This is a genomic window from Pseudomonas sp. S5D5, from assembly GCF_003013355.1.
GTDB classification, from domain to species: Bacteria; Pseudomonadota; Gammaproteobacteria; order Pseudomonadales; family Pseudomonadaceae; genus Aquipseudomonas; species Aquipseudomonas aylmerensis.
Genome location: NZ_PTEO01000001.1, coordinates 2,129,740 through 2,152,586, shown reverse-complemented (window position 1 = coordinate 2,152,586; position 22,847 = coordinate 2,129,740). Strand labels below are relative to the sequence as shown.

The following is a 22,847-nucleotide window of genomic DNA, read 5'->3' as shown; positions in this document are numbered from 1 at the left end:
TCAATGAACAAGGGGCAGCACCGGTGACTTCTTCCGCCACACCCACCGCCGAGAATGGCCTCAGCATCCAGACCCGCCTGATCGCCCTGGTGGTCGCCGTGACTTTCTTCATGGAAAACCTCGATGCCACGGTGATCGCCACGGCATTGCCGACCATGGCCACAGCGTTCGGGGTCACGCCGGTCGACATGAACATCGGCATCACCGCCTACATCCTCGCCGTGGCGATCTTCATACCGTTGTCCAGCTGGATCGCCGACCGATTGGGTGCGCGCCGGGTCTTTGCCGGCGCGATCATCGTCTTCACCCTCGCCTCGCTGCTGTGCGGGCTGAGCCAGAGCCTTGAAATGTTCGTCTTTGCGCGCGTCCTGCAGGGCATCGGTGGCGCACTGATGGTGCCCGTGGGGCGGCTGGCGGTGCTGCGCAATACGGATAAAAAAGACTTGGTCAAAATGATCGCGATCATCACCTGGCCCGGCCTGGTGGCGCCGATCCTGGGGCCAGTGGCCGGCGGACTGATCGTCACCCATGCCTCCTGGCCCTGGATCTTCTACGTGAACCTGCCGCTGGGCGTATTGGCGTTGGCCGCCGCACTGTGGCTGGTGCCGGAAGGTCGCGAAGCCAGCGTGCGCAAGTTTGATGCGAAGGGGTTCGTACTGCTCGCAGGCGCCTGTGTCGCCTTGCTGGGCGGGCTGGAATGGTTGGGCAGCCAGGCCGGCGAAATGCTCATCCCAGGCGTGGCGCTGGTCGCAGCGGGCATTGCGTTGGCGGTGTGGGCCGTGCACCACTGTCAGCACCATACTGACCCGCTGTTGCCGCTGCAGACCCTGGCGATCAATACCTTTCGCGTGAGTATCTATGGTGGGTCGCTGTTTCGCCTGGCCATCAGCGCGCTGCCGTTCCTGCTGCCGCTGTTGTTTCAGGTGGCCTTTGGCTTATCCCCGGTGGACGCGGGCCTGTTGGTGCTGGCGGTTTTTGCCGGCAACCTGGCGATGAAACCCCTGACCACGGCCATCATGCAGCGCTTCGGCTTTCGCCAGGTGCTGCTGGTGAATGGCCTGATCGGGGTGGCGTCGATTGCGGCTTGCGCCCTTTTCACCGCGCAGACCCCGCTCGCGGTCATCGCAGTGGTGCTGTTTGTGGGCGGGTTGTCACGCTCGATGCAGTTCACCTGCTACAACTCGATTGGCTTTGCAGATGTGCCCAAGCCACGCATGAGCGAGGCGTCGGCGTTGTTCAGCATGTCGTTTCAGCTGGCCATGGGGATGGGCGTGACGGCAGCGGCGCTGTTGTTGCGCGCGTCGATGAGCGTGCAGGGGCATGAGATTCACGCACAAGTGGGTGACTTCCGGGTGGCGTTCATCGGGGTGGCATTGCTGGGGGCGCTCGCGCTGGTAGACGTCTATCGACTGCCAGCGCACGCGGGAGAAAGTGTGTTGAAGCGCGGTTGAACGCCGCCTCGTCGAATTAGGCGGTGGTGCTGACGATTGATCCCGTCGCACTGCCGCCCTCAGCGGTGACAGCCTGCAACAGCGCGGCAGTTGCTGTCTGCAACGCAGCGGCAGTGGTTGCAATCTGCGCTTGCGCCGCCGCAACCGCAGCAACCTTGGCCGCCTCGCTCTGGTTGCTGGACTGCGCCTGCTGCATGGCTTGTTGCTGCTCTTGAAGTTGCTTTTGCAACTGCTCGATCTGCTTCTTCAACTCCTTGACCGTGTCCGACTCCGTCGAGCTGGAAGACGCCTGGCCACCGCCGCCAGCACCCGCAGTCGCTTGCGTGCCCGCGTTCATATTGACGGTCAGGCCGCCGGTACGGTTGGTGCTCTCGCTTGCCTGGGGAACCGTCGAGGTTGCAACGCTTTGACTGCTGGCTACGGCAGGAGGATTGCTAATGTTGATGAGCATGCCAAATGTCCGATGATGAAGGCTTACCGACTGCATCGGCGTGTCGGTCGATTAATTGAGGGCGGCGTCAGGATTAAATCCCAGGCAACAAAAAAGGGCCCACCTTTCGGTGAGCCCTTCTAGACCGCCCAGCAGAGCGGATTTTGTTTGGTAGGCGCGATTGGACTCGAACCAACGACCCCCACCATGTCAAGGTGGTGCTCTAACCAACTGAGCTACGTGCCTGCTGTGAGGCGGCATTCTACGGAATTCCGGAGGGGTGTCAACATCTTTTTTGCAGCTAACCCTATGAATATGCGAATTTTTTATTTGCGGCCGGCACATCGGTATTTTTTCGGTGGCTGGCAGGCAATTTTCAACTCAGGTAGGATCGGGGCACTCGTAAAAAATATAAAACAGAGGTTCCAGGATGGCGAACACCCCCTACCCCCAGTCGTATTACGCCGCTTCCGCGAATGCCGTACCGCCACGCCCAAGCCTGCAAGGCGAGATCGAAACCGACGTGTGCGTGATCGGTGCTGGCTACACCGGCCTTTCCAGCGCGCTGTTCCTGCTGGAGAACGGTTTTCGCGTGACCGTGCTGGAAGCCGCCAAGGTCGGCTTTGGTGCCTCTGGTCGCAATGGCGGGCAGATCGTCAACAGTTATAGCCGTGACATCGACGTGATCGAGCGCAGCGTCGGCCCCAAGCAGGCACAGTTGCTCGGGCAGATGGCGTTCGAGGGCGGCAAGATCATTCGCGAGCGGGTGGCGAAGTACCAGATCCAGTGCGACCTGAAGGACGGCGGCGTGTTCGCTGCACTCAACAGCAAGCACATGGGCCACCTGGAGTCGCAGAAGCGCCTGTGGGAGCGTTACGGCCATACGCAGCTGGAGTTGCTGGACGAACGTCGCATCCGCGAGGTCGTGGCGTGTGACAACTATGTCGGCGGCCTGCTCGACATGAGCGGCGGGCACATCCATCCGCTCAACCTGGCGCTGGGCGAAGCAGCGGCGGTGGAATCCCTGGGCGGCAGCATCTACGAGCAGTCCGCGGCAGTGCGCATCGAGCGCGGCGCCAATCCGGTGGTGCACACCGCCGAGGGCAAGGTCAGGGCCAAGTTCATCATCGTCGCGGGCAATGCCTACCTGGGCAACCTGGTGCCGGAGCTGGCAGCCAAGTCGATGCCCTGCGGCACGCAAGTCATCACCACTGCACCGCTGGGTGACGAACTGGCCAAGTCGCTGCTGCCGCAGGATTACTGCGTCGAAGACTGCAACTACCTGCTCGACTACTACCGCCTCACCAGCGACAAGCGCCTGATCTTCGGCGGCGGCGTGGTGTATGGCGCGCGTGACCCGGCGAACATCGAGGCGATTATCCGTCCGAAGATGCTCAAGGCCTTCCCGCAGCTCAAGGACGTGAAAATCGACTACGCCTGGACCGGCAATTTCCTGCTGACCCTGTCGCGCTTGCCACAGGTCGGCCGCCTGGGCGACAACATCTACTACTCGCAGGGCTGCAGCGGCCATGGCGTGACGTACACACACTTGGCCGGCAAGGTACTGGCAGAAGCCCTTCGAGGCCAGGCAGAGCGTTTTGATGCGTTTGCCGACCTGCCCCACTACCCATTCCCGGGCGGCCAACTGTTGCGCACGCCGTTTGCCGCACTGGGCGCCTGGTACTACGGCTTGCGCGACAAATTAGGCTTTTGAGGCAAAACCTGCAGGAGCCCGCTCGCGGGCGATGGCGTCCGTGAGTTCGCCATTGCCCATGAGCGGGCTCGCACATTTCATAAATCGCAGACACAAAAAACCCCGGTCTTTCGACCAGGGTCTTTGCTATCGGATCAAAGTAGCCAGAGGCTTTCTTTGTGCTTCAAGGCGTTCAGTGGGCCTTGAGGCAGATATGGCGCAGCGGACGGGACTCGAACCCGCGACCCCCGGCGTGACAGGCCGGTATTCTAACCGACTGAACTACCGCTGCGTATCGCTTGACCAGCTACGGGTAAACCCCACAACCGTCTTGAAACGTCTGATCGACCAGCCTTGGCTGTTCAATCTCAAGCCCGACGAATCGAACCTGGAAAATATGGCGCAGCGGACGGGACTCGAACCCGCGACCCCCGGCGTGACAGGCCGGTATTCTAACCGACTGAACTACCGCTGCGCGTCGGTGCAACCTTTAACGTTGCGTCTTGCCCGAAGGCAAAACTCTCAAGAAGTGGTGGGTGATGACGGGATCGAACCGCCGACCCTCTGCTTGTAAGGCAGATGCTCTCCCAGCTGAGCTAATCACCCTTTGCTTCGTTGAGGCCGCGAAATTTACGCAGGTAGCGGACCTAAGTCAATAGCCTGCTTGAAGTTTTTCTGAAAAAGACAAAATGGCTTCAAGACCGCCTACTCGCTGTAAATCATCTTCTTGCTCATGCCACCGTCGACCACGAACTCCTGCCCGGTGACAAACCCGGCCTGACGCGACAACAACCACGCCACCATCGCCGCCACGTCCTCCACCGTCCCCACCCTGCCCGCCGGATGCTGGGCATGGTCGGCGTCCGTCAACGGCTCGGCACGGCGCGCCGCAGGATCACGCGCATCGATCCAGCCGGGGCTGACGGCGTTCACTCGCACCTCCGGACCCAGGCTGATCGCCAATGCGTGAGTCAGCGCCAGCAAGCCGCCCTTGCTCGCCGCGTAGGCCTCGGTGTCCGGCTCCGATTGACGGGCCCGGGTCGACGCCAAGTTGACGATCGCCCCGCCATGGGCGCGCAGGTACGGCGCACAGTGCTTGGCCAGCAACATCGGCCCACTGAGGTTCACCGCCAGTACGCGATTCCAGTAAGCCAGGTCGAGGCTTTCCAGGGTGATATTGCGCGGGTCGGCCACTGCCGCGTTGCACACCAACGCGTCCAGGCGACCAAACTGCCCCAGCACCTCGGCGACACCCTGGGCCACTTGCTTCTCGTCCGCCACGTCCATGGTGATAAACCAGGCGTTGTCGCCCAGCACCTTGGACACCTTGGAACCGCGTTCGCGGTCCAGGTCCGTCAATACCACCTGCCAGCCTTCACTGATCAGCCACGCAGCAATCCCGAGGCCAATGCCCCGGGCCGCCCCAGTGACCAATGCGACGCGGCCGTTACTGGCCGCTGCAGCTTCCATGGACCACTCGATCACAAGGCTGCCAGCCCGCGAGCCAGGTCAGCTTGCAGGTCGGCTACATCTTCCAGGCCTACCGCAATACGGATCAGGCTGTCACGGATACCGGCGGCTTCGCGCTCCTGCGGCGCCAGGCGGCCGTGGGAGGTGGTGCTTGGGTGGGTGATGGTGGTCTTGCTGTCACCCAGGTTGGCGGTGATGGAGATCAGTCGAGTCGCGTCGATAAAGCGCCATGCGCCCTCCTTGCCACCCTTGACCTCGAAACTCACCACGGCACCGAAGCCGCGCTGCTGGCGCTGGGCCAACTCATGCTGCGGATGGCTCTTGAGACCGGCGTAATGCACCTTCTCGATACCGTCCTGCTGCTCCAGCCATTCGGCCAGGGCCTGGGCGTTGGCGCAGTGGGCCTTCATCCGCAGGCTGAGGGTTTCCAGGCCCTTGAGGAAAATCCACGCGTTGAACGGGCTCAGGGTCGGGCCAGCCGTGCGCAAAAACCCGACGATTTCCTTCATCTGCTCGCTGCGACCGGCCACCACACCGCCCATGCAACGGCCCTGGCCGTCGATGAATTTGGTTGCCGAGTGCACCACGACGTCCGCGCCCAGCTTCAGCGGCTGCTGCAGCGCCGGGGTGCAGAAGCAGTTGTCGACCACCAGCATCGCGCCCTTGGCGTGAGCCACTTCGGACAACGCGGCGATGTCCACCAGTTCGGCCAGCGGGTTGGACGGCGATTCGACGAACAGCAACTTGGTGTTGGCCTTGATTGCCGCGTCCCAGCCGGAAAGATCCGCCAGGGGCACGTAGTCCACTTCGATGCCGAAGCGCTTGAAATACTTCTCGAACAGGCTGATGGTCGAACCGAACACGCTGCGCGAAACCAGCACATGGTCGCCAGCGCTGCACAGGCTCATCACCACTGCCAGGATCGCCGCCATGCCAGTGGCGGTGGCCACGGCCTGCTCCGCGCCTTCCAGGGCCGCGATACGTTCTTCGAACGCACGCACGGTCGGGTTGGTGTAGCGCGAATACACGTTGCCAGGCACTTCACCGGCGAAGCGCGCAGCGGCGTCGGCGGCAGTGCGGAACACGTAGCTGGAAGTGAAGAACATCGGGTCACCGTGTTCGCCTTCGGGCGTGCGGTGCTGGCCAGCGCGCACAGCCAGGGTATCGAAAGCTACGCCATCGAGGTCGCTGTCCAACCGACCGGCATCCCATTCCTGACTCATGCTGTGACTCCTTACTCAATTCTTTATTTAAGATACAAAACCGGCCCCTCAGGGCCGGTGTCTACTCAGTTGTTGTACAGATCGATGATCGCGCTGACCGCCTGGGTCTTGATCTTCGAGGAGTCGTTGCGCGCCTGCTCGATCTTGTTCAGGTAGGCCTCGTCGACATCACCGGTCACGTACTTGCCGTCGAACACGGCGCAGTCGAACTGGTCGATCTTGATCTTGCCACCGCCGACCGCTTCGATCAGGTCCGGCAGGTCCTGGTAGATCAGCCAATCGGCGCCAATGAGGTCGGCCACGTCCTGGGTCGTACGGTTGTGAGCGATCAGTTCGTGGGCGCTCGGCATGTCGATACCGTAGACGTTCGGGTAGCGCACGGCAGGCGCTGCGGAACAGAAGTACACGTTCTTGGCGCCGGCTTCACGGGCCATCTGGATGATCTGCTTGCACGTGGTGCCACGCACGATGGAGTCGTCCACCAGCATCACGTTCTTGCCGCGGAACTCCAGCTCGATGGCGTTGAGCTTCTGGCGTACCGACTTCTTGCGCGCCGCCTGGCCCGGCATGATGAAGGTACGGCCGATGTAGCGGTTCTTCACGAAGCCTTCGCGGAACTTGACGCCCAGGTGGTTGGCCAATTCCAGCGCAGCCGTACGGCTGGTGTCCGGGATCGGGATGACCACGTCGATGTCGTGCTCAGGACGCTCGCGCAGGATCTTCTCGGCCAGCTTCTCGCCCATGCGCAGGCGTGCCTTGTACACCGAAACGCCGTCGATGATCGAATCCGGACGCGCCAGGTAGACGTGTTCGAAGATGCACGGGGTGAGTTTCGGCGCCACGGCGCACTGACGGGTGTGCAGCTTGCCATCTTCGGTGATGTACACCGCTTCGCCCGGCGCCAGGTCACGGATCAGGGTGAAGCCCAGCACGTCCAGGGACACGCTTTCGGAGGCGATCATGTACTCGACGCCCTCGTCGGTGTGACGCTGGCCGAACACGATCGGACGGATGCCGTGCGGGTCACGGAAGCCGACTATGCCGTAGCCGGTAACCATCGCCACCACCGCGTAACCACCGACGCAACGGTTGTGCACGTCGGTCACGGCGGCGAACACGTCCTCTTCGGTCGGCTGCAGCTTGCCGCGCTGGGCCAGCTCGTGGGCGAATACGTTGAGCAGCACTTCCGAGTCGGAGCTGGTGTTGACGTGGCGCAGGTCAGATTCGTAAATCTCCTTGGCCAGCTGTTCAACGTTGGTCAGGTTACCGTTGTGCGCCAGGGTAATGCCGTAAGGCGAGTTGACGTAAAACGGTTGAGCTTCGGCCGATGTGGAGCTACCGGCAGTCGGGTAACGCACATGGCCAATGCCCATGTGCCCGACGAGGCGCTGCATGTGACGCTGATGGAACACGTCACGCACCAGGCCATTGTCCTTGCGCAGGAATAACCGGCCGTCGTGGCTGGTCACAATACCGGCAGCGTCCTGGCCGCGGTGCTGGAGGACGGTTAGCGCGTCATACAGCGCCTGATTGACGTTCGACTTACCGACGATACCGACGATGCCACACATGCGACGCAACCCCTACTTAATGAATCTTGACTGAACACAGCTTACTGAGGCGTTTTGGCCGGCAAGAGGTGTTCCTTGAACGGAAGATCAGCGGGTACGCTGATTCCGCTGGCCAGCCACTGACTGCTCCACCCCAATATGAGGTTCTTGGACCAATCTGCAACCAATAGAAATTTTGGCACGAGTACCGACTCCTGCCACCACGAATCCTGCTGTACCGGCCCCAGGCTTAACAGCCCGACCGCCACAACCACCAGCAACGCGCCACGCGCGGCGCCGAAGGCCATGCCGAGAAATCGATCGGTCCCGGAGAGGCCGGTGACACGTATCAACTCGCCAATAAGATAATTGACCATTGCCCCCACCAGCAGCGTGGCGATGAACATGATGGCGCAGCCCGCGATGACGCGAGCCGAAGGTGTCTCGATGTATCCGGCCAGGTAAACCGACAATGAACCGCCGAACATCCAGGCTACGACTCCTGCGATGATCCAGGTCAGCAACGACAGTGCTTCTTTTACGAAGCCGCGGCTTAGACTGATCAAAGCGGAGATGGCGACGATTGCAACGATCGCCCAGTCAACCCAGGTAAATGGCACGTTTGAGCCTACGGACGGATAAGGCGGCGCATTTTAGCAGAGCGTCGGGCTGTCGGTAAGCTGTGATTGCGGGTGCTTTGCAAATCAATGGTTTGGAGACCCCGTCCAACTTCAACCCAGCCCCAAAACCAATGTGGGAGCAGGCTTGCCTGCAATCAGGGCGGCGCATTCAACATCGCTGTCGACTGCAACCACCGCCATCGCGGCAAGCCAGCTCCCACATTTGGCCAGCATTCCAACCAGAGAGTGACAGTGATCAGCCGCGCTCAGGCTGGAAACGGGTGACGAACCCCTTCAAGTTCTGCTGGCGATCCAGCAAGTCGCGCAGACGGTCGGCCTCGGCACGCTCGATCAGCGGCCCGATAAACACCCGGTTCTTGCCGTCGGCACTGCGGATATAGGCGTTATACCCCTGGCTACGCAGCTTTTTCTGCAGCGCATCGGCGCCGTCGCGATTGCCCAGGCTGGCGACTTGAATCGACCAACTGATCGGCAGGCCATTCGGGTCGATACGGCTCTGCCCCACGTCCGGCTTACCCGGTGCGGCAGGCTGCGGCGCGACCGGCTTGGGCGCAGGTGCCGGCGCTGCGGGCTTGGCAGCGGCGACAGGTGCGGCCGGAGCCGGCTTGACCACCGGCACGCTTGGCTGCACGGGCATCGAAGGCGCCTGTTGCGCGGCCACTTCATCGTCGGTCGGCACCGGCTCTTCTTCCGGCAGGGCCTGCGGCTCGGGCACCACCACTGGCTCAACCTGCACCTGCGGCACCGCCGGTGCCTGCGGCGCGGCTGGCGCCTCCACCACCACCTGGCGCTGTTCGTCCTGGCGGGAGAACAGCATCGGCAGGAAGATCACCGCCAATGCCACCAGAACCAGGGCTCCGACCATTCGCTGCTTGTATGCGCTATCCAGTAATGCCATGTGCAGCTTCCTCCGTGGAGCGCCGGGCCAACCACTCAAGCGCCTCGGCAACACAATAAAATGATCCGAACAACAGAATTTCGTCCTCGGCCGTCGCCACCGCACACTGCGCCTCAAGGGCTGCGGTCAGGCTTGCATACGACGCCACCGGCGCACCAAGGTTCTGCAACGCCTTTTCCAACTCAACCGCAGGACGGCTTCGCGGCGTATCCAGCGGCGCGACCGCCCAAGCCTGGACGCTCGCCAGCAGCGGCGCAACCACGCCATCCAGGTCCTTGTCCGCCAACAACCCGAAGACCGCCAGGCGACGCCCGACCGGTGGCGTGCGTGACAGGCGCTGCGCCAGGTACTCGGCCGCATGCGGGTTATGCCCCACATCCAGCAGCAGGTTCAGGCGCTTGCCTTGCCATTCGAATTCACGACGATCCAGGCGCCCCACGACGCGGGTCGCCAGCAAAGTCGCCGCAATCTGCGCGGCATCCCACGGCAGATCCAGCAGCAGATAGGCTTGCAGCGCGAGCGCGGCATTTTCCATCGGCAGGTTCAACAGCGGCAGGTCATGCAGCTCCACCACCTGGCCACGCGCATCACGCCCGCGCCACCGCCAGTGCTGGTCACCGATTTCGAGATTGAATTCACGACCGCGCAGAAAGAACGGGCAATCCAGCTCGCGGACCTTGTCGAGCAAGGTAGACGGCGGATCCACGTCCCCACACAGCGCAGGCTTGCCCTGGCGAAAGATCCCGGCCTTTTCATAAGCCACCGACTCACGGGTATTGCCCAGGTAGTCGGCATGGTCCACACCAATGCTGGTGACCAGGGCCATGTCGGCATCCACCACGTTGACCGTGTCCAGGCGCCCGCCCAGGCCAACTTCCAGCACCACCACATCGAGTTGCGCGCGCTCGAACAGCCAGAACGCCGCCAGGGTGCCCATTTCGAAGTAAGTCAGGGAAATCTCGCCTCGGCCGGCTTCAAGTGCCGCGAAGGCTTCGCAGAGTTGCTCATCCGTGGCTTCGACGCCATTGAGCTGCACCCGCTCGTTGTAGCGCAGCAGGTGCGGAGAGTTGTAGACGCCGACTTTCAGCCCTTGGGCCTGCAGCAGCGCCGCGACAAAGGCACACGTAGAGCCTTTGCCGTTGGTGCCGGTCACCGTGATCACTCGCGGCGCCGGCCGACCCAACCCAAGGCGGGCCGCTACCTGTTGCGAGCGTTCCAGGCCCATGTCGATGGCGGACGGATGCAACTGCTCAAGGTAGGCGAGCCATTCGCCGAGGGTACGTTGGGTCATAGGTTTGCAGGCACCGGTGGGACGACGATTGGCTCGACTTTAGGCGCGACGTACACAGGGGTCGGCAGGCCCATCATTTGTGCCAGCAGGTTACCCAGGCGTGGACGCAGTTCGCCGCGCGGGATGATCAGGTCGATGGCGCCATGCTCCAGCAGGAACTCGCTGCGCTGGAAGCCTTCCGGCAGTTTTTCGCGCACGGTCTGCTCGATTACGCGCGGGCCGGCGAAGCCGATCAGGGCTTTTGGCTCACCGACGATCACGTCACCGAGCATCGCCAGGCTGGCGGAAACGCCGCCGTAGACCGGGTCGGTCAGTACGGAGATGAATGGAATGCCTTCCTCGCGCAGACGCGCCAGTACCGCAGAGGTCTTGGCCATTTGCATCAGGGAGATCAGCGCTTCCTGCATACGCGCACCACCAGAGGCGGCGAAGCAGATCATCGGGCAACGGTTTTCCAGGGCGTAGTTGGCAGCGCGAACAAAGCGCTCGCCGACGATGGCCCCCATGGAACCGCCCATGAAGGAAAACTCGAACGCCGACACCACCACCGGCATGCCCAGCAGCTTGCCGCTGACGGAAATCAGTGCGTCCTTCTCACCGGTCTGCTTTTGCGCAGCGGTCAGGCGGTCCTTGTACTTCTTGCCGTCGCGAAACTTCAGGCGATCAACCGGCTCCAGGTCCGCACCCAGCTCGTTACGGCCTTCGGCGTCGAGGAAGATATCGATGCGGGCGCGGGCGCCGATACGCATGTGGTGATTGCACTTGGGGCAAACGTCCAGGGTCTTTTCCAGCTCGGGGCGGTACAACACCGCGTCGCAGGATGGGCACTTGTGCCACAGACCTTCAGGAACCGAGCTTTTCTTTACCTCGGAACGCATGATCGAAGGGATCAGTTTGTCTACTAACCAGTTGCTCATGCTTTCTTTCTCCAGTACCGGTGGCTTGAACACAGCCCCGCGTATGCCCTTGAGCTAAATTCATATGTGGCGATGACACAGGTGGGACGGGGTCAGGTGTTCGACCAGCCATTTCCCGCCTGCATCCTCAGCCTTCCAGACAACCTGCCAGCGCAGGCTTGCCACTTCATTGCCGGGCCACCCACAGGCGGCGCCGGGCTGTTTTACACAGTGGTAGTTATGGACGGCGGCAGACTGCCAGCCGTCACATCCCGCCACTGCTGTTGCGCACAGCCTGCATGAATGCGCGAATCTTGCTGTGATCCTTGATGCCCTTGCCCTGCTCTACCCCACCGCTGACATCCACCGCATACGGGCGCACCTGCGCGATCGCCGCGCCGACGTTGTCGGGGTTAAGCCCCCCGGCGAGGATGATCGGCTTGCTCAGCCCCGGAGGAATCAGCGACCAGTCGAACGCCTCGCCGGTGCCACCGGGCACACCTTCGACATACGTATCCAGGAGGATCCCGCGTGCACCGGCATAGGCGGCGCAGGCACGGGCGATATCGTCACCGGCCTTGACCCGCAACGCCTTGATATACGGGCGCTGGTAGCTTTCGCATTCATCAGGGGTTTCGTCGCCGTGAAACTGCAGCATATCCAGCGGCACGGCATCCAGGGTTTCGTTGAGTTCGCAGCGGCTGGCATTGACGAACAGGCCCACGGTGGTCACGAACGGCGGCAAGGCATTGATGATCGCCCGCGCCTGCAACACATTCACCGCCCTCGGACTGCGTGCATAAAACACGAAACCGATGGCATCCGCCCCCGCCTCGACTGCCGCCAGCGCGTCTTCTATGCGGGTAATCCCGCAAATCTTGCTGCGAACGGCAGACATATCGTAGAAACCTCAGGGGTTGAACCGAGAAAGTCCCGGATGGTAACAAAAGCTTTTCCGGGCGTCAGCCGCCAAGTTCACTGAAACCTGTGAGGAAGTGTGGCCCGATGAAACGCTCCGGCAGCTCGAACTCGTCACGGTACTCCACTTGCACCAGGTACAGGCCGAACGGATGCGCCGTCACCCCGCCGGTGCGGCGTATACGGCTTTCCAGCACTTCCTTGGCCCATTCAACCGGACGCTCGCCGGTACCGATGGTCATCAGTACACCGGCAATATTTCGTACCATATGGTGCAGGAACGCCCCGGCACGGATATCCAGCACGATCATCTTGCCGTGACGGGTCACGCGCAGGTGGTGGACTTCCTTGATCGGCGACTTGGCCTGGCACTGCCCCGCGCGAAAGGCGCTGAAATCATGCACGCCGACCAAGTGCTGCGCGGCCTCGGCCATGCGCTCGGCGTCCAGCGGGCGGTGGTTCCAGGTAATTTCCTGGTTGAGGTGCGCCGGGCGGATCTGGTCGTTGTAGATCACGTAGCGATAACGCCGGGCAATCGCCTTGAAACGCGCATGAAAATGCGCCGGCATGACCTTGGCCCAGCTGACGCTGACGTCATGCGGCAAATTGATATTGGCGCCCATCACCCACGCTTTCATCGAACGCTCGGCCTGGGTGTCAAAGTGCACCACCTGGCCGCACGCATGCACGCCGGCATCGGTGCGTCCGGCGCACATCAGCGATACGGGGGAGTCGGCGACTTTCGCCAGGGCATTCTCGAGGGTTTCCTGCACCGTCAACACGCCCGAGGCCTGACGCTGCCAGCCGCGATAGCGCGAACCTTTGTATTCCACGCCCAGGGCGATGCGGTAAAAGCCGTCAGCCGCCATTTCGGCGACCGGATTATCTATATTTGCCAAGAACTGAGAGCCTGATGAGTTGCGCAAAGGCCGCCATTATGCCGATTTGTGCAGGAGCTGGCTTGCCTGCGATGCAAGCGACCCGGTCTTTCGGTAAAACCGAGTGAAGGGTATCGCCGGCAAATCAGCGCCGACAAAAGCAAAAACGGCGACCCGAAGGTCGCCGCTGCATCAACTATTGACTGTTACGCCAGCCGGCCGAGCATTTCCTTGGCCTCGCCGCGCTGCACTTCATCACCTTCGGTGAGCACTTCGGAAAGGATATCCCGCGCACCGTCGGCGTCGCCCATGTCGATATAGGCTTGGGCCAGGTCGAGCTTGGTGGCGACTTCGTCAGTGCCGGAGAGGAAGTCGAACTCCGGTTCATCACCGCCCAGTGCCGCGTCTTCAGCGGTGAAGGACGGCTCGATGGAGGGGTGTTCCAGGCTCTGCGACAGGCGATCCAGCTCTGCGTTGACGTCATCCAGCTCCGAGGCGAAGGCATCAGGCTTGGCGGTGGCCTCCGGTTCGTCGGCCAGGGACAGGTCGAAATCTTCCGGCAGGTCGAAGTCATCCAGCGCCGCAGGCGTCAGGGTCGGCGGCTCGACCGCCGGCACATCCTTCATCTGGTCTTCAAGGCCGGAAAGGAAGTCGTCGTCGGACTGCGCCGAAACCGGGGCATCCAACTGCAGGTCGAGGTCGAAGTCCGACAGATCATCCGGGCTCGCCTTGGCTTCGGTCTGCTGCTGCAGGAGCGATTCAAACGTCTGCTGATCACCCTTGACCTCGGCCGGCGAAGCCGCTTCGAGATCGTCCAGGCTCAGGTCGAAATCGGTGTCGAACGCCTCAGGCTCAGGGGCCGCGGGTTTGTCTTCAAGCAAATCCTTGACGTACTGGGCATCCAGCGCGGCCGCGGCGACGGCGGCACTGACGCCTGCCGCCAGCACCGCCATGGCCGGGAAGCGGCTCTTGAGCTGCTCGACCTGGGCATGGTTTTCACCGTTGGCGACCAGTTGACGCTCCTGGGTGACGAAACCGTCCTTGTCGTTTTGCAGGCCGTAGACTTCCATCAGCTTCAAGCGCAGGTCGCTGCGCTTGGGCTCGTGCTTGATCGCTTGCTCCAACACGTCAGCGGCCTGGTTCAGATGGCCACGGTCTATATGCGACTGCGCCTGTACCAATGCGTCGTTGGCGTTTTCCGGGGCCACGGCAACGGCCAGCGGCGCGAGCACCGAAGCAACCGTCGGCGCCACCACCGCCGGTTCAACCACGGGGGCCGGCGCGGGGGCGGCCGCCAGCTTGACGTTCGGCGGCGGTACTTCCAGGCCTTCGAAGCTGTCGGGCGGCAGGTCATGGTCGATATTGGAGGTGAAGGCCGGCTCTTCAGCCAGGGCCCGCGCCATGCGCAGGTGCTTTTCCTCTTCCAGGCGCGCATTGCGATGACGCGCCCACAACAGCAGGAGCAGCAGCACCAGCAAGCCCGCCGCACCGCCGATCACCCCCAGGACGATCGGGTTGGTCAGCAGGTCATTGAATTTGCCTTCGGTGGTGGCGGGCGCAGCCTCCGGCTTGATCGGCTCGGGTGCGGGCGCTGCTGGCGTAGCGGCAGCGGCCGGGGCTGCAGGGGCCGTTGAAGCGGCCGCCGGGTCGCTGGCCAACTGCGCGGGCATCGCCGCCGTGGCCTGCGCGCTCGGATCACCCTTCTCCGCCTGCAAGCGCGCGAGTTGATCGTTCTTCAGCTGAATCAGCTTTTGCAGCTTGTCCAACTGGCTCTGCAAGTCGGCCGCACGGCTTTTCAGCTCTTCGTTGTCGCGGCGAGTGGTGTCGAGTTGTTCCTGGGTCATCGCCAGCTTGTCGCTCAGCGCCTGGCCGTCGCCGGCCTTGCCCTTGCCACCCTTGCGCGCGGCTTCGGCCGAGACCAGGCTCAGGTTGTCCTTGGCGTTGGTGCTTGCCGGTGCATTACCGGCCTGGGTACGCCGGGTGGCGTCCAGCTGTTGCTTGCCTGCCGCCTGATTCGTGCCCGAACGGCGCCCCTCACGCCAGGCGGCGTTCTGTGCGCTGACTTCGGCAATCGCCTGTGGTTGCGCGAGTGCGGTGCTTTGCACCGTGTCGGGCAGGCGCAGGACCTGGCCGGTTTTCAGCCGGTTGATATTGCCGTCGATAAACGCATCGGGGTTGAGCGCCTGGATAGCCAGCATGGTCTGCTGTACCGAACCGCCGTTGCGGTTCTTCGCGGCAATTTCCCACAAGGTATCGCGGGAGGTGGTTGTGTGTTGCGCAGGCTTGGTCGCGGCAGGCGCGGTGCTGGCTGCAGTCCCCGCACGCGGTGCAGGGACTGCTGCCGTCGGCGCTGGCTGGTCGAATTTTGCCGGGTCAAGCAACACGCTGTAGTCGCGCATCAGGCGGCCGTTGGGCCATTGCACCTGCAGCAGGAAGCGTACGTAGGAATCGGGCAACGGCTTGCTGGAGGTGACACGCACCACGCTGCGGCCGTTGGGATTGACCACCGGTGTAAAGGTCAGGTCATTGAGAAAGGCCTGGCGGTCAACCCCGGCATCCACAAACGCCTGGTCGGAAGCCAGGCTCGGGGTGATCTCGGACGCCGTGAGGCCACCGACATCGAGCAATTCGATTTCCACCGACAACGGCTGGTTCAACTTCGACTTGAGGGTCATCTCCCCCAGCTGCAGCGCCTGCGCCATACCGGAGGACAGCGCCGAGGCGGCCGCTATTGCTAACACCAGTTTGCGAACTTGAACCATAGCCTCATCCTTTGTTTGAACACTCCCCGGCCTGCGAGAAGGTTGGTAACCGCTGCCATAAGGCATGGCGAGCCGATAGGTCACCGACACGCTTCTGTTCCGCTTCGGGCCAAGCATAGCGCCTGGCTAGAATCAATCTACAAATTGCCGCCAAGTATCTTTTACGCAAGGCCTTTTATCAACAACTGCGCCAGCTGTACGGCGTTAAGCGCTGCGCCTTTGCGTACGTTATCTGACGCCAGCCACAAATTTAGTTCCGCCGGGTCATCCACACCGGCGCGCACTCGGCCCACATAGACCACATCCTGGCCCACCGCGTCGCCCACGGCGGTGGGGTAATCGCCCTCCTCGACCAGCTCGATGCCGGGCGCTGCGTCCAGCGCGCGATTGACGACAGCCAGATCCACCGCCGCCCCCAATTGCAACGACACTGTCAGGCTATCGCCAAAAAACACCGGGGCTTGAACGCAAGTGGCGGAAATCTTCAGGGAAGGCAAGCCCAGCACCGCGCGCAGTTCGTGGACGAGGCGTTTTTCCAGCGCGGTGTGGCCCTGGGCATCTGGCGTGCCGACTTGCGCCAGCAGGTTGAACGCCATCTGCCGATCAAAGAACTGCGGCTCCAGCGGACGCACGTTCAGCAGCTCGGCGGTTTGCCGGGCCAGCTCGCTGACGGCCTCACGGCCCTGGGCGGAGACTGCCAGGCAGGCGGTGACATTCACCCGCTGGATATCCAGCAGGCCGTGCAATGGCGCCAGGACCACCGCCAGGTTGGTGGCAGAGGGGCTGGGACTGGCGAGCTGGAATGGCTTTTTCAGCCCCTTCAGCACCTCAGCATTGGCCTCCGGCACCACGTGGGGCGCCTGCTCTGCGGGCAAGGCGCCCGACAGGTCGATCACCGAGCATCCGGCGGCCGTGGCCCGCGGCGCGAAGCTCAGGGTCACTGCCGGCCCCGCCGCGAAGAACGCCAATTGCGCCTTGCTGAAATCGAACTCGTCGACTTCCTTGACCCGCACATTCTTGCCGCGAAACGGCACCGATGCCCCGGCGGAGTTGCTGCCCGCCAGCAGATACAGGGTGCCTACCGGGAAATCCAGTTCTTCGAGGATCTGCACCAGGGTTTCACCAACGGTGCCGGTGGCGCCGATCACGGCGATTTCAAAGGTCTGGGTCATGGGGCTGCCTCGGGCATTGCGGGGGGAGCGGCACTTTACCGGGTGGCTGGGGGTGAGGCAATTAGCCTGGGGCTTTGGGGGATGGCTGATGGCCTCATCGCAGGCAAGCCAGGGCAATAAAAAACCCCGCGCCTGTCACCAGGGCACGGGGTTTTTCAATGCAAGGAAGCGATCAACGCTCCAGCAGAATCCGCAACATGCGACGCAGCGGCTCCGCCGCGCCCCACAGCAGCTGGTCGCCCACGGTGAATGCGCCGAGGAACTGGCTGCCCATGTTCAACTTGCGCAGACGGCCTACCGGTACATTCAGGGTGCCGGTGACCTTGGTCGGGCTCAGCTCCTGCATGCTGATGTCGCGGTTGTTCGGCACCAGCTTGACCCACGGGTTGTGCTGGCTGATCAGCCCTTCGACATCGGCGATCGGCACGTCTTTGTTCAGCTTGATGGTCAGCGCCTGGCTGTGGCAGCGCATGGCGCCGATGCGCACGCAGATGCCGTCCACCGGGATCGGGTTCTTGAAGCGCCCGAGGATCTTGTTGGTTTCGGCCTGGGCCTTCCACTCTTCACGGCTCTGGCCGTTCGGCAGTTCCTTGTCGATCCACGGGATCAGGCTGCCGGCCAGCGGTACGCCGAAGTTCTCGGTCGGGTAGGCATCGCTGCGCATGGCTTCGGCCACACGGCGGTCGATGTCGAGGATCGCGCTGGCCGGGTCGGCCAGTTGATCGGCGACGGCCGCGTGGGTCGCGCCCATCTGCTTGATCAGCTCACGCATGTTCTGCGCGCCGGCACCGGAGGCCGCCTGATACGTCATCGCGCTCATCCACTCGACCAGGCCGGCTTCGAACAAGCCGCCCAGGCCCATCAGCATCAGGCTGACGGTGCAGTTGCCGCCGACGTAGTTCTTGGTGCCGGCATCCAGCTGCTGGTCGATGACCTTGCGGTTGACCGGGTCGAGGATGATCACCGCGTCGTCCTGCATGCGCAGGCTCGAGGCGGCGTCGATCCAGTAGCCCTGCCAGCCGGCTTCACGCAGCTTGGGGAAGACTTCGCTGGTGTAGTCGCCACCCTGGCAGGTCAGAATCACGTCGAGGGTTTTCAGCTCTTCAATGCTGTAGGCGTCCTTGAGCGGGGCAATATCCTTGCCCACGGACGGCCCTTGGCCACCGACATTCGAAGTGGTGAAAAACACCGGCTCAATAAGATCGAAATCCTGCTCTTCCAGCATCCGCTGCATGAGCACGGAACCGACCATACCGCGCCAACCGATCAGACCTACACGTTTCATCGCAACTACACCTTGTTAAAAAGTGGGCCGCCTTGCAGCAACAACTGCAAGCGGGCCCGAGAGATTACAGATTCCGCAGCGCGGCGACTACTGCGTCGCCCATTTCTTGTGTGCCGACCTTGGTGCAACCCTGCGACCAGATGTCGCCGGTACGCAAACCTTGATCCAGCACCAGGCTCACGGCCTTCTCGATTGCATCCGCCGCTTCGCCCAGGTTGAAGCTGTAGCGCAGCATCATCGACACCGACAGGATGGTCGCCAGCGGGTTGGCAATGCCCTGGCCCGCGATGTCCGGCGCCGAACCATGGCAAGGCTCGTACATGCCCTTGTTGTTGGTGTCCAGGGACGCCGACGGCAGCATGCCGATGGAGCCGGTGAGCATCGACGCCTGGTCGGACAGGATGTCGCCGAACAGGTTGTCGGTGACGATCACGTCGAACTGCTTCGGCGCACGCACCAGTTGCATGGCGGCGTTATCGACGTACATGTGGCTCAGCTCGACGTCCGGGTAGTCCTTGGCGACTTCTTCGACGATTTCACGCCACAGCTGGCTGGACGCCAGCACGTTGGCCTTGTCCACCGAGCAGACTTTCTTGCCACGCACGCGGGCCATGTCGAAGCCGACACGGGCGATCCGGCGGATTTCGCTCTCGCTGTACGGCAGGGTGTCGTAGGCCTGGCGCTCACCATTTTCCAACTCGCGCACGCCGCGTGGCGAGCCGAAATAGATACCGCCGGTCAGTTCGCGCACGATCAGGATATCCAGGCCCGCGACCACTTCCGGCTTGAGGCTCGAGGCATCGGCCAGTTGCGGGTAGAGGATCGCCGGGCGCAGGTTGCCGAACAGGCCCAGTTGCGCACGGATTTTCAGCAGGCCGCGCTCAGGACGGATGTCACGCTCGATCTTGTCCCACTTCGGGCCACCCACGGCGCCGAGCAGCACGGCGTCGGCCGCGCGGGCGCGGTCCAGGGTTTCGTCAGCCAGCGGCACGCCATGTTTGTCGATGGCGGCGCCGCCGATCACGTCGTGGCTCAATTCGAAGCCCAGGCTGTACTTGCTGTTGGCGAGTTCCAGGACTTTGACCGCTTCGGCCATGATTTCCGGACCAATACCGTCGCCAGGGAGAATCAGAATCTGCTTGCTCATGCGTTCCTCATTTCATCAAGCGACCTGCCCGTGGGCAGGTCGGAAAAAGTTAATCAGCGCTCGGCGAAGACCACCAGCACGTCGGTGCTGAAGGTGCCGTCGGCTTGAATCTCGTAATAATCGCGCACTTCCTGGCCCATCGCCTGCTGCAGCTCAAGGATCGCCGCGCGCAGCGCCTGCGGCGTACGCATGCGTTCGACCCACGAGGTGTATTCCAGGCGCAGGCGCTGGCGGCTGCTGGTGCGCACACGCAGGCCGGCTTCGCTGAGCTGGCGCAGCCATTCGGCGGCGGAGTAATCACGCACGTGGCTGGTGTCGCGCAGCACCTCGACGGTTTGCAGGTAAGTGTCCAACAGTGGGCTGCCCGGTGACAACACATCGACGAACGCCGCCACGCCACCCGGCTTGAGCACCCGGCGCACTTCACGCAGGGCCAGGCCGAGGTCGCTCCAGTGATGGGCCGAGTAGCGACTGAACACAAAGTCAAACTCGCCGTCGGCAAACGGCAGGCGTTCGGCGGCACCGTGGACAGTGCGGATATTGCCCAGGCCACGGTCCTTGGCGGCGCCGGCCACCACGTCGAGCATCTGCTGGGACAGGTCGTAGGCCACAACTTCCTTGACCAGTGGTGCCACCTGGAAACTCACATGCCCGGCGCCGCAGCCCAGGTCCAGCAGTCGTGCACTGCCCTGCCCGGCCAGCTCGGCCTGGAGCAGTGCGAACTCGGTGCCCTGGGCGTGCACGGCACTGCTCAGGTAGGCCGAGGCTTGCTCGCCGAATTGTTTTTGCACGACTTGGGTGTGGGCGGTGTTGGTCATGGTGATGTTCCTGGCTTTTGTGTTGTTCGTACAGGCCCTTTCGCGAGCAAGCCCGCTCCCACATTTGATCGCATTTCAACTCAAGGAACTCGGTCGAATGTGGGAGCGGGCTTGCTCGCGAAGGGGCCAGTGCAGCCTACATAGAATTACGCATCACGAAACAACCAAGGCTGGCTGGCCCGGTGCTTGGCTTCAAACGCTGCAATCGCATCGCCGTCCTGCAAGGTCAGGCCGATGTCGTCCAGGCCGTTGAGCAGGCAGTGCTTGCGGAACGCGTCCACCTCAAAGTGATACACCTTGCCGTCCGGACGGGTCACGGTCTGCGCGGCCAGGTCGACAGTCAGCTGGTAGCCGACGTCGGCTTCAACCTGCTTGAACAGCTCGTCCACTTCAGCGTCGCTCAGGATGATCGGCAACAGGCCGTTCTTGAAGCTGTTGTTGAAGAAGATGTCGGCGTAGCTCGGCGCGATGATGCTGCGAAAGCCATATTCTTCCAGGGCCCACGGCGCGTGTTCACGGCTGGAGCCGCAACCGAAGTTTTCCCGGGCCAGCAACACGCTGGCGCCCTGGTAGCGCTCGGCGTTCAGCACGAAGTCCTTGTTCAACGGGCGCTTGGAGTTGTCCTGGTAGGCATAACCCACGTCCAGGTAGCGCCACTCGTCGAACAGGTTGGGGCCGAAACCGGTGCGCTTGATCGACTTCAAGAACTGCTTGGGGATGATCTGGTCGGTGTCGACGTTGGCACGGTCCAACGGCGCGACCAATCCTGTGTGTTGGGTAAAAGCTCTCATCGGGTTTTCCTCAGATCAATTCGCGAACGTCGATGAAACGACCGTTGACGGCAGCAGCAGCGGCCATGGCCGGGCTGACCAGGTGGGTACGCCCACCGGCGCCCTGACGCCCTTCGAAGTTACGGTTGGAGGTCGACGCGCAATGCTCGCCCGACTCCAGGCGGTCCGGGTTCATCGCCAGGCACATCGAGCAGCCCGGCTCACGCCATTCAAAACCGGCTTCGAGGAAGATCTTGTCCAAGCCTTCGGCTTCGGCTTGCGCCTTGACCAGGCCCGAACCTGGCACCACGATCGCTTGCTTGATGGTCGAAGCCACCTTGCGGCCCTTGGCGATCACCGCCGCGGCGCGCAGGTCTTCGATCCGCGAGTTGGTGCAGGAACCGATAAACACGCGATCCAACTGGATGTCGGTGATCGCCTGGTTGGCTTTGAGGCCCATGTACTTCAAGGCGCGCTCGATGGAGCCGCGCTTGACCAGGTCGGCTTCCTGCGCCGGGTCCGGCACGTTCTGGTCGACGGCCAGGACCATTTCCGGCGAGGTGCCCCAGCTGACTTGCGGCTTGATCTGGGCAGCGTCCAGCTCGACCACGGTGTCGAACACCGCATCGGCGTCGGACACCAGGTCTTTCCAGGCTTCGACGGCGGCATCCCACTCCGACCCTTGCGGGGCGAAAGGACGGCCTTTGACGTATTCCACGGTTTTTTCATCCGCCGCCACCATACCCACACGGGCACCGGCCTCGATGGACATGTTGCAGATGGTCATGCGGCCTTCGATGGACAGGTCGCGGATCGCGCTACCGGCGAATTCGATGGCATGCCCGTTACCGCCGGCGGTGCCGATCTTGCCGATCACCGCGAGGACGATGTCCTTGGCGGTCACACCGAAGGGCAGCTTGCCTTCAACGCGCACCAGCATGTTCTTCATTTTCTTGGCGACCAGGCACTGGGTGGCGAACACATGTTCCACCTCGGACGTGCCGATGCCGTGGGCCAGGGCGCCAAAGGCACCGTGGGTGGAGGTGTGGGAGTCACCGCAGACCACGGTCATGCCCGGCAAGGTGGCGCCCTGCTCCGGGCCGATCACGTGCACGATCCCTTGACGCACGTCATTCATCTTGAATTCGGTGATGCCATATTCGTCGCAGTAATCGTCGAGGGTTTGCACCTGCAAACGCGAGACCTGGTCGGCAATCGCTTCGATGCCGCCCTTGCGCTCGGGAGTCGTCGGTACGTTGTGATCCGGGGTGGCGATGATCGAGTCGACGCGCCAAGGCTTGCGCCCGGCCAGGCGCAGGCCTTCGAACGCTTGGGGCGAGGTCACTTCATGGATGATGTGACGGTCGATATAGATCAGCGACGAGCCATCGTCGCGCCGTTTCACTTCATGGGAATCCCAAAGCTTGTCGTAAAGCGTTTTGCCGGCCATCAGTCGGTCCTCATCAGCGGTCTTTCTATGCCCCGGGTCTTGAGACATTCAATAACCCTTTGGCTTGTGAGGCTGATGGTATGGCGCTACATTAAATAACTCAA

Annotated in this window: 19 protein-coding genes and 4 tRNA genes; 2 read left to right on the top strand and 21 right to left on the bottom strand. The window is 62.6% G+C overall.

Annotation, left to right across the window (positions count from 1 at the left end):
- The first annotated feature begins 23 nt into the window (after positions 1–23).
- Complete coding sequence (locus tag C9990_RS10185) at positions 24–1,451, top strand: DHA2 family efflux MFS transporter permease subunit (protein ID WP_106803188.1); 1,428 nt, start codon at positions 24–26, stop codon at positions 1,449–1,451.
- Positions 1,452–1,467: 16 nt separating this feature from the next.
- Here the strand turns inward: C9990_RS10185 and C9990_RS10180 are convergent, their stop codons facing one another.
- Entirely contained in the window at positions 1,468–1,902 is a 435-nt protein-coding gene (locus C9990_RS10180) for a hypothetical protein (RefSeq protein WP_106803187.1), read from the bottom strand.
- A 148-nt stretch (positions 1,903–2,050) separates the two neighbouring features.
- Positions 2,051–2,127: transfer RNA gene (locus C9990_RS10175), tRNA-Val, on the bottom strand.
- A 184-nt stretch (positions 2,128–2,311) separates the two neighbouring features.
- On the opposite strand from C9990_RS10175, the gene C9990_RS10170 reads away from it, so the two are divergent.
- Positions 2,312–3,595 (top strand): FAD-binding oxidoreductase, encoded by a 1,284-nt coding sequence (locus C9990_RS10170; RefSeq protein ID WP_106803186.1) that lies wholly within the window; start codon positions 2,312–2,314, stop codon positions 3,593–3,595.
- A gap of 194 nt (positions 3,596–3,789) precedes the next feature.
- Here the strand turns inward: C9990_RS10170 and C9990_RS10165 are convergent.
- From C9990_RS10165 to leuC, 19 genes are all read right to left on the bottom strand, one after another.
- Positions 3,790–3,866 (bottom strand) — tRNA-Asp (locus C9990_RS10165).
- 106 nt (positions 3,867–3,972) lie between these two features.
- A tRNA-Asp gene (locus C9990_RS10160) sits at positions 3,973–4,049 on the bottom strand.
- A 55-nt stretch (positions 4,050–4,104) separates the two neighbouring features.
- Positions 4,105–4,180, bottom strand: a tRNA-Val gene (locus tag C9990_RS10155).
- A 99-nt stretch (positions 4,181–4,279) separates the two neighbouring features.
- The gene (locus tag C9990_RS10150) at positions 4,280–5,044 is read right to left on the bottom strand and encodes an SDR family oxidoreductase (protein ID WP_065904573.1); all 765 of its coding nucleotides are present in this window, start codon (positions 5,042–5,044) and stop codon (positions 4,280–4,282) included.
- Between the two features lie 11 nt (positions 5,045–5,055).
- Positions 5,056–6,267: an O-succinylhomoserine sulfhydrylase gene (locus tag C9990_RS10145; protein WP_106803185.1), complete on the bottom strand. Its 1,212-nt coding sequence runs from the start codon at positions 6,265–6,267 to the stop codon at positions 5,056–5,058.
- Between the two features lie 65 nt (positions 6,268–6,332).
- Positions 6,333–7,838 carry an amidophosphoribosyltransferase gene (gene purF, locus C9990_RS10140; protein ID WP_065904549.1) on the bottom strand — a complete coding sequence of 502 codons (1,506 nt, stop codon included), beginning with the start codon at positions 7,836–7,838 and terminating at the stop codon, positions 6,333–6,335.
- Between the two features lie 41 nt (positions 7,839–7,879).
- Positions 7,880–8,437: a CvpA family protein gene (locus C9990_RS10135; RefSeq protein ID WP_003192538.1), complete on the bottom strand. Its 558-nt coding sequence runs from the start codon at positions 8,435–8,437 to the stop codon at positions 7,880–7,882.
- 256 nt (positions 8,438–8,693) lie between these two features.
- Positions 8,694–9,356 (bottom strand): SPOR domain-containing protein, encoded by a 663-nt coding sequence (locus C9990_RS10130; RefSeq protein ID WP_106803184.1) that lies wholly within the window; start codon positions 9,354–9,356, stop codon positions 8,694–8,696.
- Entirely contained in the window at positions 9,340–10,647 is a 1,308-nt protein-coding gene (folC, locus tag C9990_RS10125) for a bifunctional tetrahydrofolate synthase/dihydrofolate synthase (protein WP_106803183.1), read from the bottom strand. The genes C9990_RS10130 and folC overlap by 17 nt, the downstream gene beginning before the upstream one ends.
- Complete coding sequence (accD, locus tag C9990_RS10120) at positions 10,644–11,564, bottom strand: acetyl-CoA carboxylase, carboxyltransferase subunit beta (RefSeq protein ID WP_025856447.1); 921 nt, start codon at positions 11,562–11,564, stop codon at positions 10,644–10,646. Before accD ends, folC begins: the two co-directional genes overlap by 4 nt.
- A 244-nt stretch (positions 11,565–11,808) precedes the next feature.
- Entirely contained in the window at positions 11,809–12,441 is a 633-nt protein-coding gene (locus tag C9990_RS10115) for a phosphoribosylanthranilate isomerase (RefSeq protein ID WP_106803182.1), read from the bottom strand.
- Positions 12,442–12,505: 64 nt separating this feature from the next.
- Positions 12,506–13,330 carry a tRNA pseudouridine(38-40) synthase TruA gene (gene truA, locus C9990_RS10110; RefSeq protein ID WP_106803181.1) on the bottom strand — a complete coding sequence of 275 codons (825 nt, stop codon included), beginning with the start codon at positions 13,328–13,330 and terminating at the stop codon, positions 12,506–12,508.
- Between the two features lie 215 nt (positions 13,331–13,545).
- Positions 13,546–16,101: a FimV/HubP family polar landmark protein gene (locus C9990_RS10105; RefSeq protein ID WP_106803180.1), complete on the bottom strand. Its 2,556-nt coding sequence runs from the start codon at positions 16,099–16,101 to the stop codon at positions 13,546–13,548.
- A 161-nt stretch (positions 16,102–16,262) separates the two neighbouring features.
- Positions 16,263–17,273, bottom strand: a complete 1,011-nt coding sequence (locus tag C9990_RS10100; protein WP_106803179.1) for an aspartate-semialdehyde dehydrogenase — start codon at positions 17,271–17,273, stop codon at positions 16,263–16,265.
- Between the two features lie 172 nt (positions 17,274–17,445).
- Entirely contained in the window at positions 17,446–18,558 is a 1,113-nt protein-coding gene (gene asd / locus C9990_RS10095; RefSeq protein WP_106803178.1) for an aspartate-semialdehyde dehydrogenase, read from the bottom strand.
- Positions 18,559–18,622: 64 nt separating this feature from the next.
- Positions 18,623–19,705, bottom strand: coding sequence for a 3-isopropylmalate dehydrogenase (gene leuB, locus C9990_RS10090; protein ID WP_065904535.1), 1,083 nt, complete (start codon positions 19,703–19,705; stop codon positions 18,623–18,625).
- Positions 19,706–19,758: 53 nt separating this feature from the next.
- Positions 19,759–20,523, bottom strand: a complete 765-nt coding sequence (locus C9990_RS10085) for a class I SAM-dependent methyltransferase (protein WP_106803177.1) — start codon at positions 20,521–20,523, stop codon at positions 19,759–19,761.
- A 146-nt stretch (positions 20,524–20,669) separates the two neighbouring features.
- Positions 20,670–21,314: a 3-isopropylmalate dehydratase small subunit gene (gene leuD, locus C9990_RS10080; RefSeq protein WP_065904531.1), complete on the bottom strand. Its 645-nt coding sequence runs from the start codon at positions 21,312–21,314 to the stop codon at positions 20,670–20,672.
- Positions 21,315–21,324: 10 nt separating this feature from the next.
- Positions 21,325–22,743, bottom strand: a complete 1,419-nt coding sequence (gene leuC / locus C9990_RS10075) for a 3-isopropylmalate dehydratase large subunit (RefSeq protein WP_106803176.1) — start codon at positions 22,741–22,743, stop codon at positions 21,325–21,327.
- Positions 22,744–22,847 lie beyond the last annotated feature (104 nt).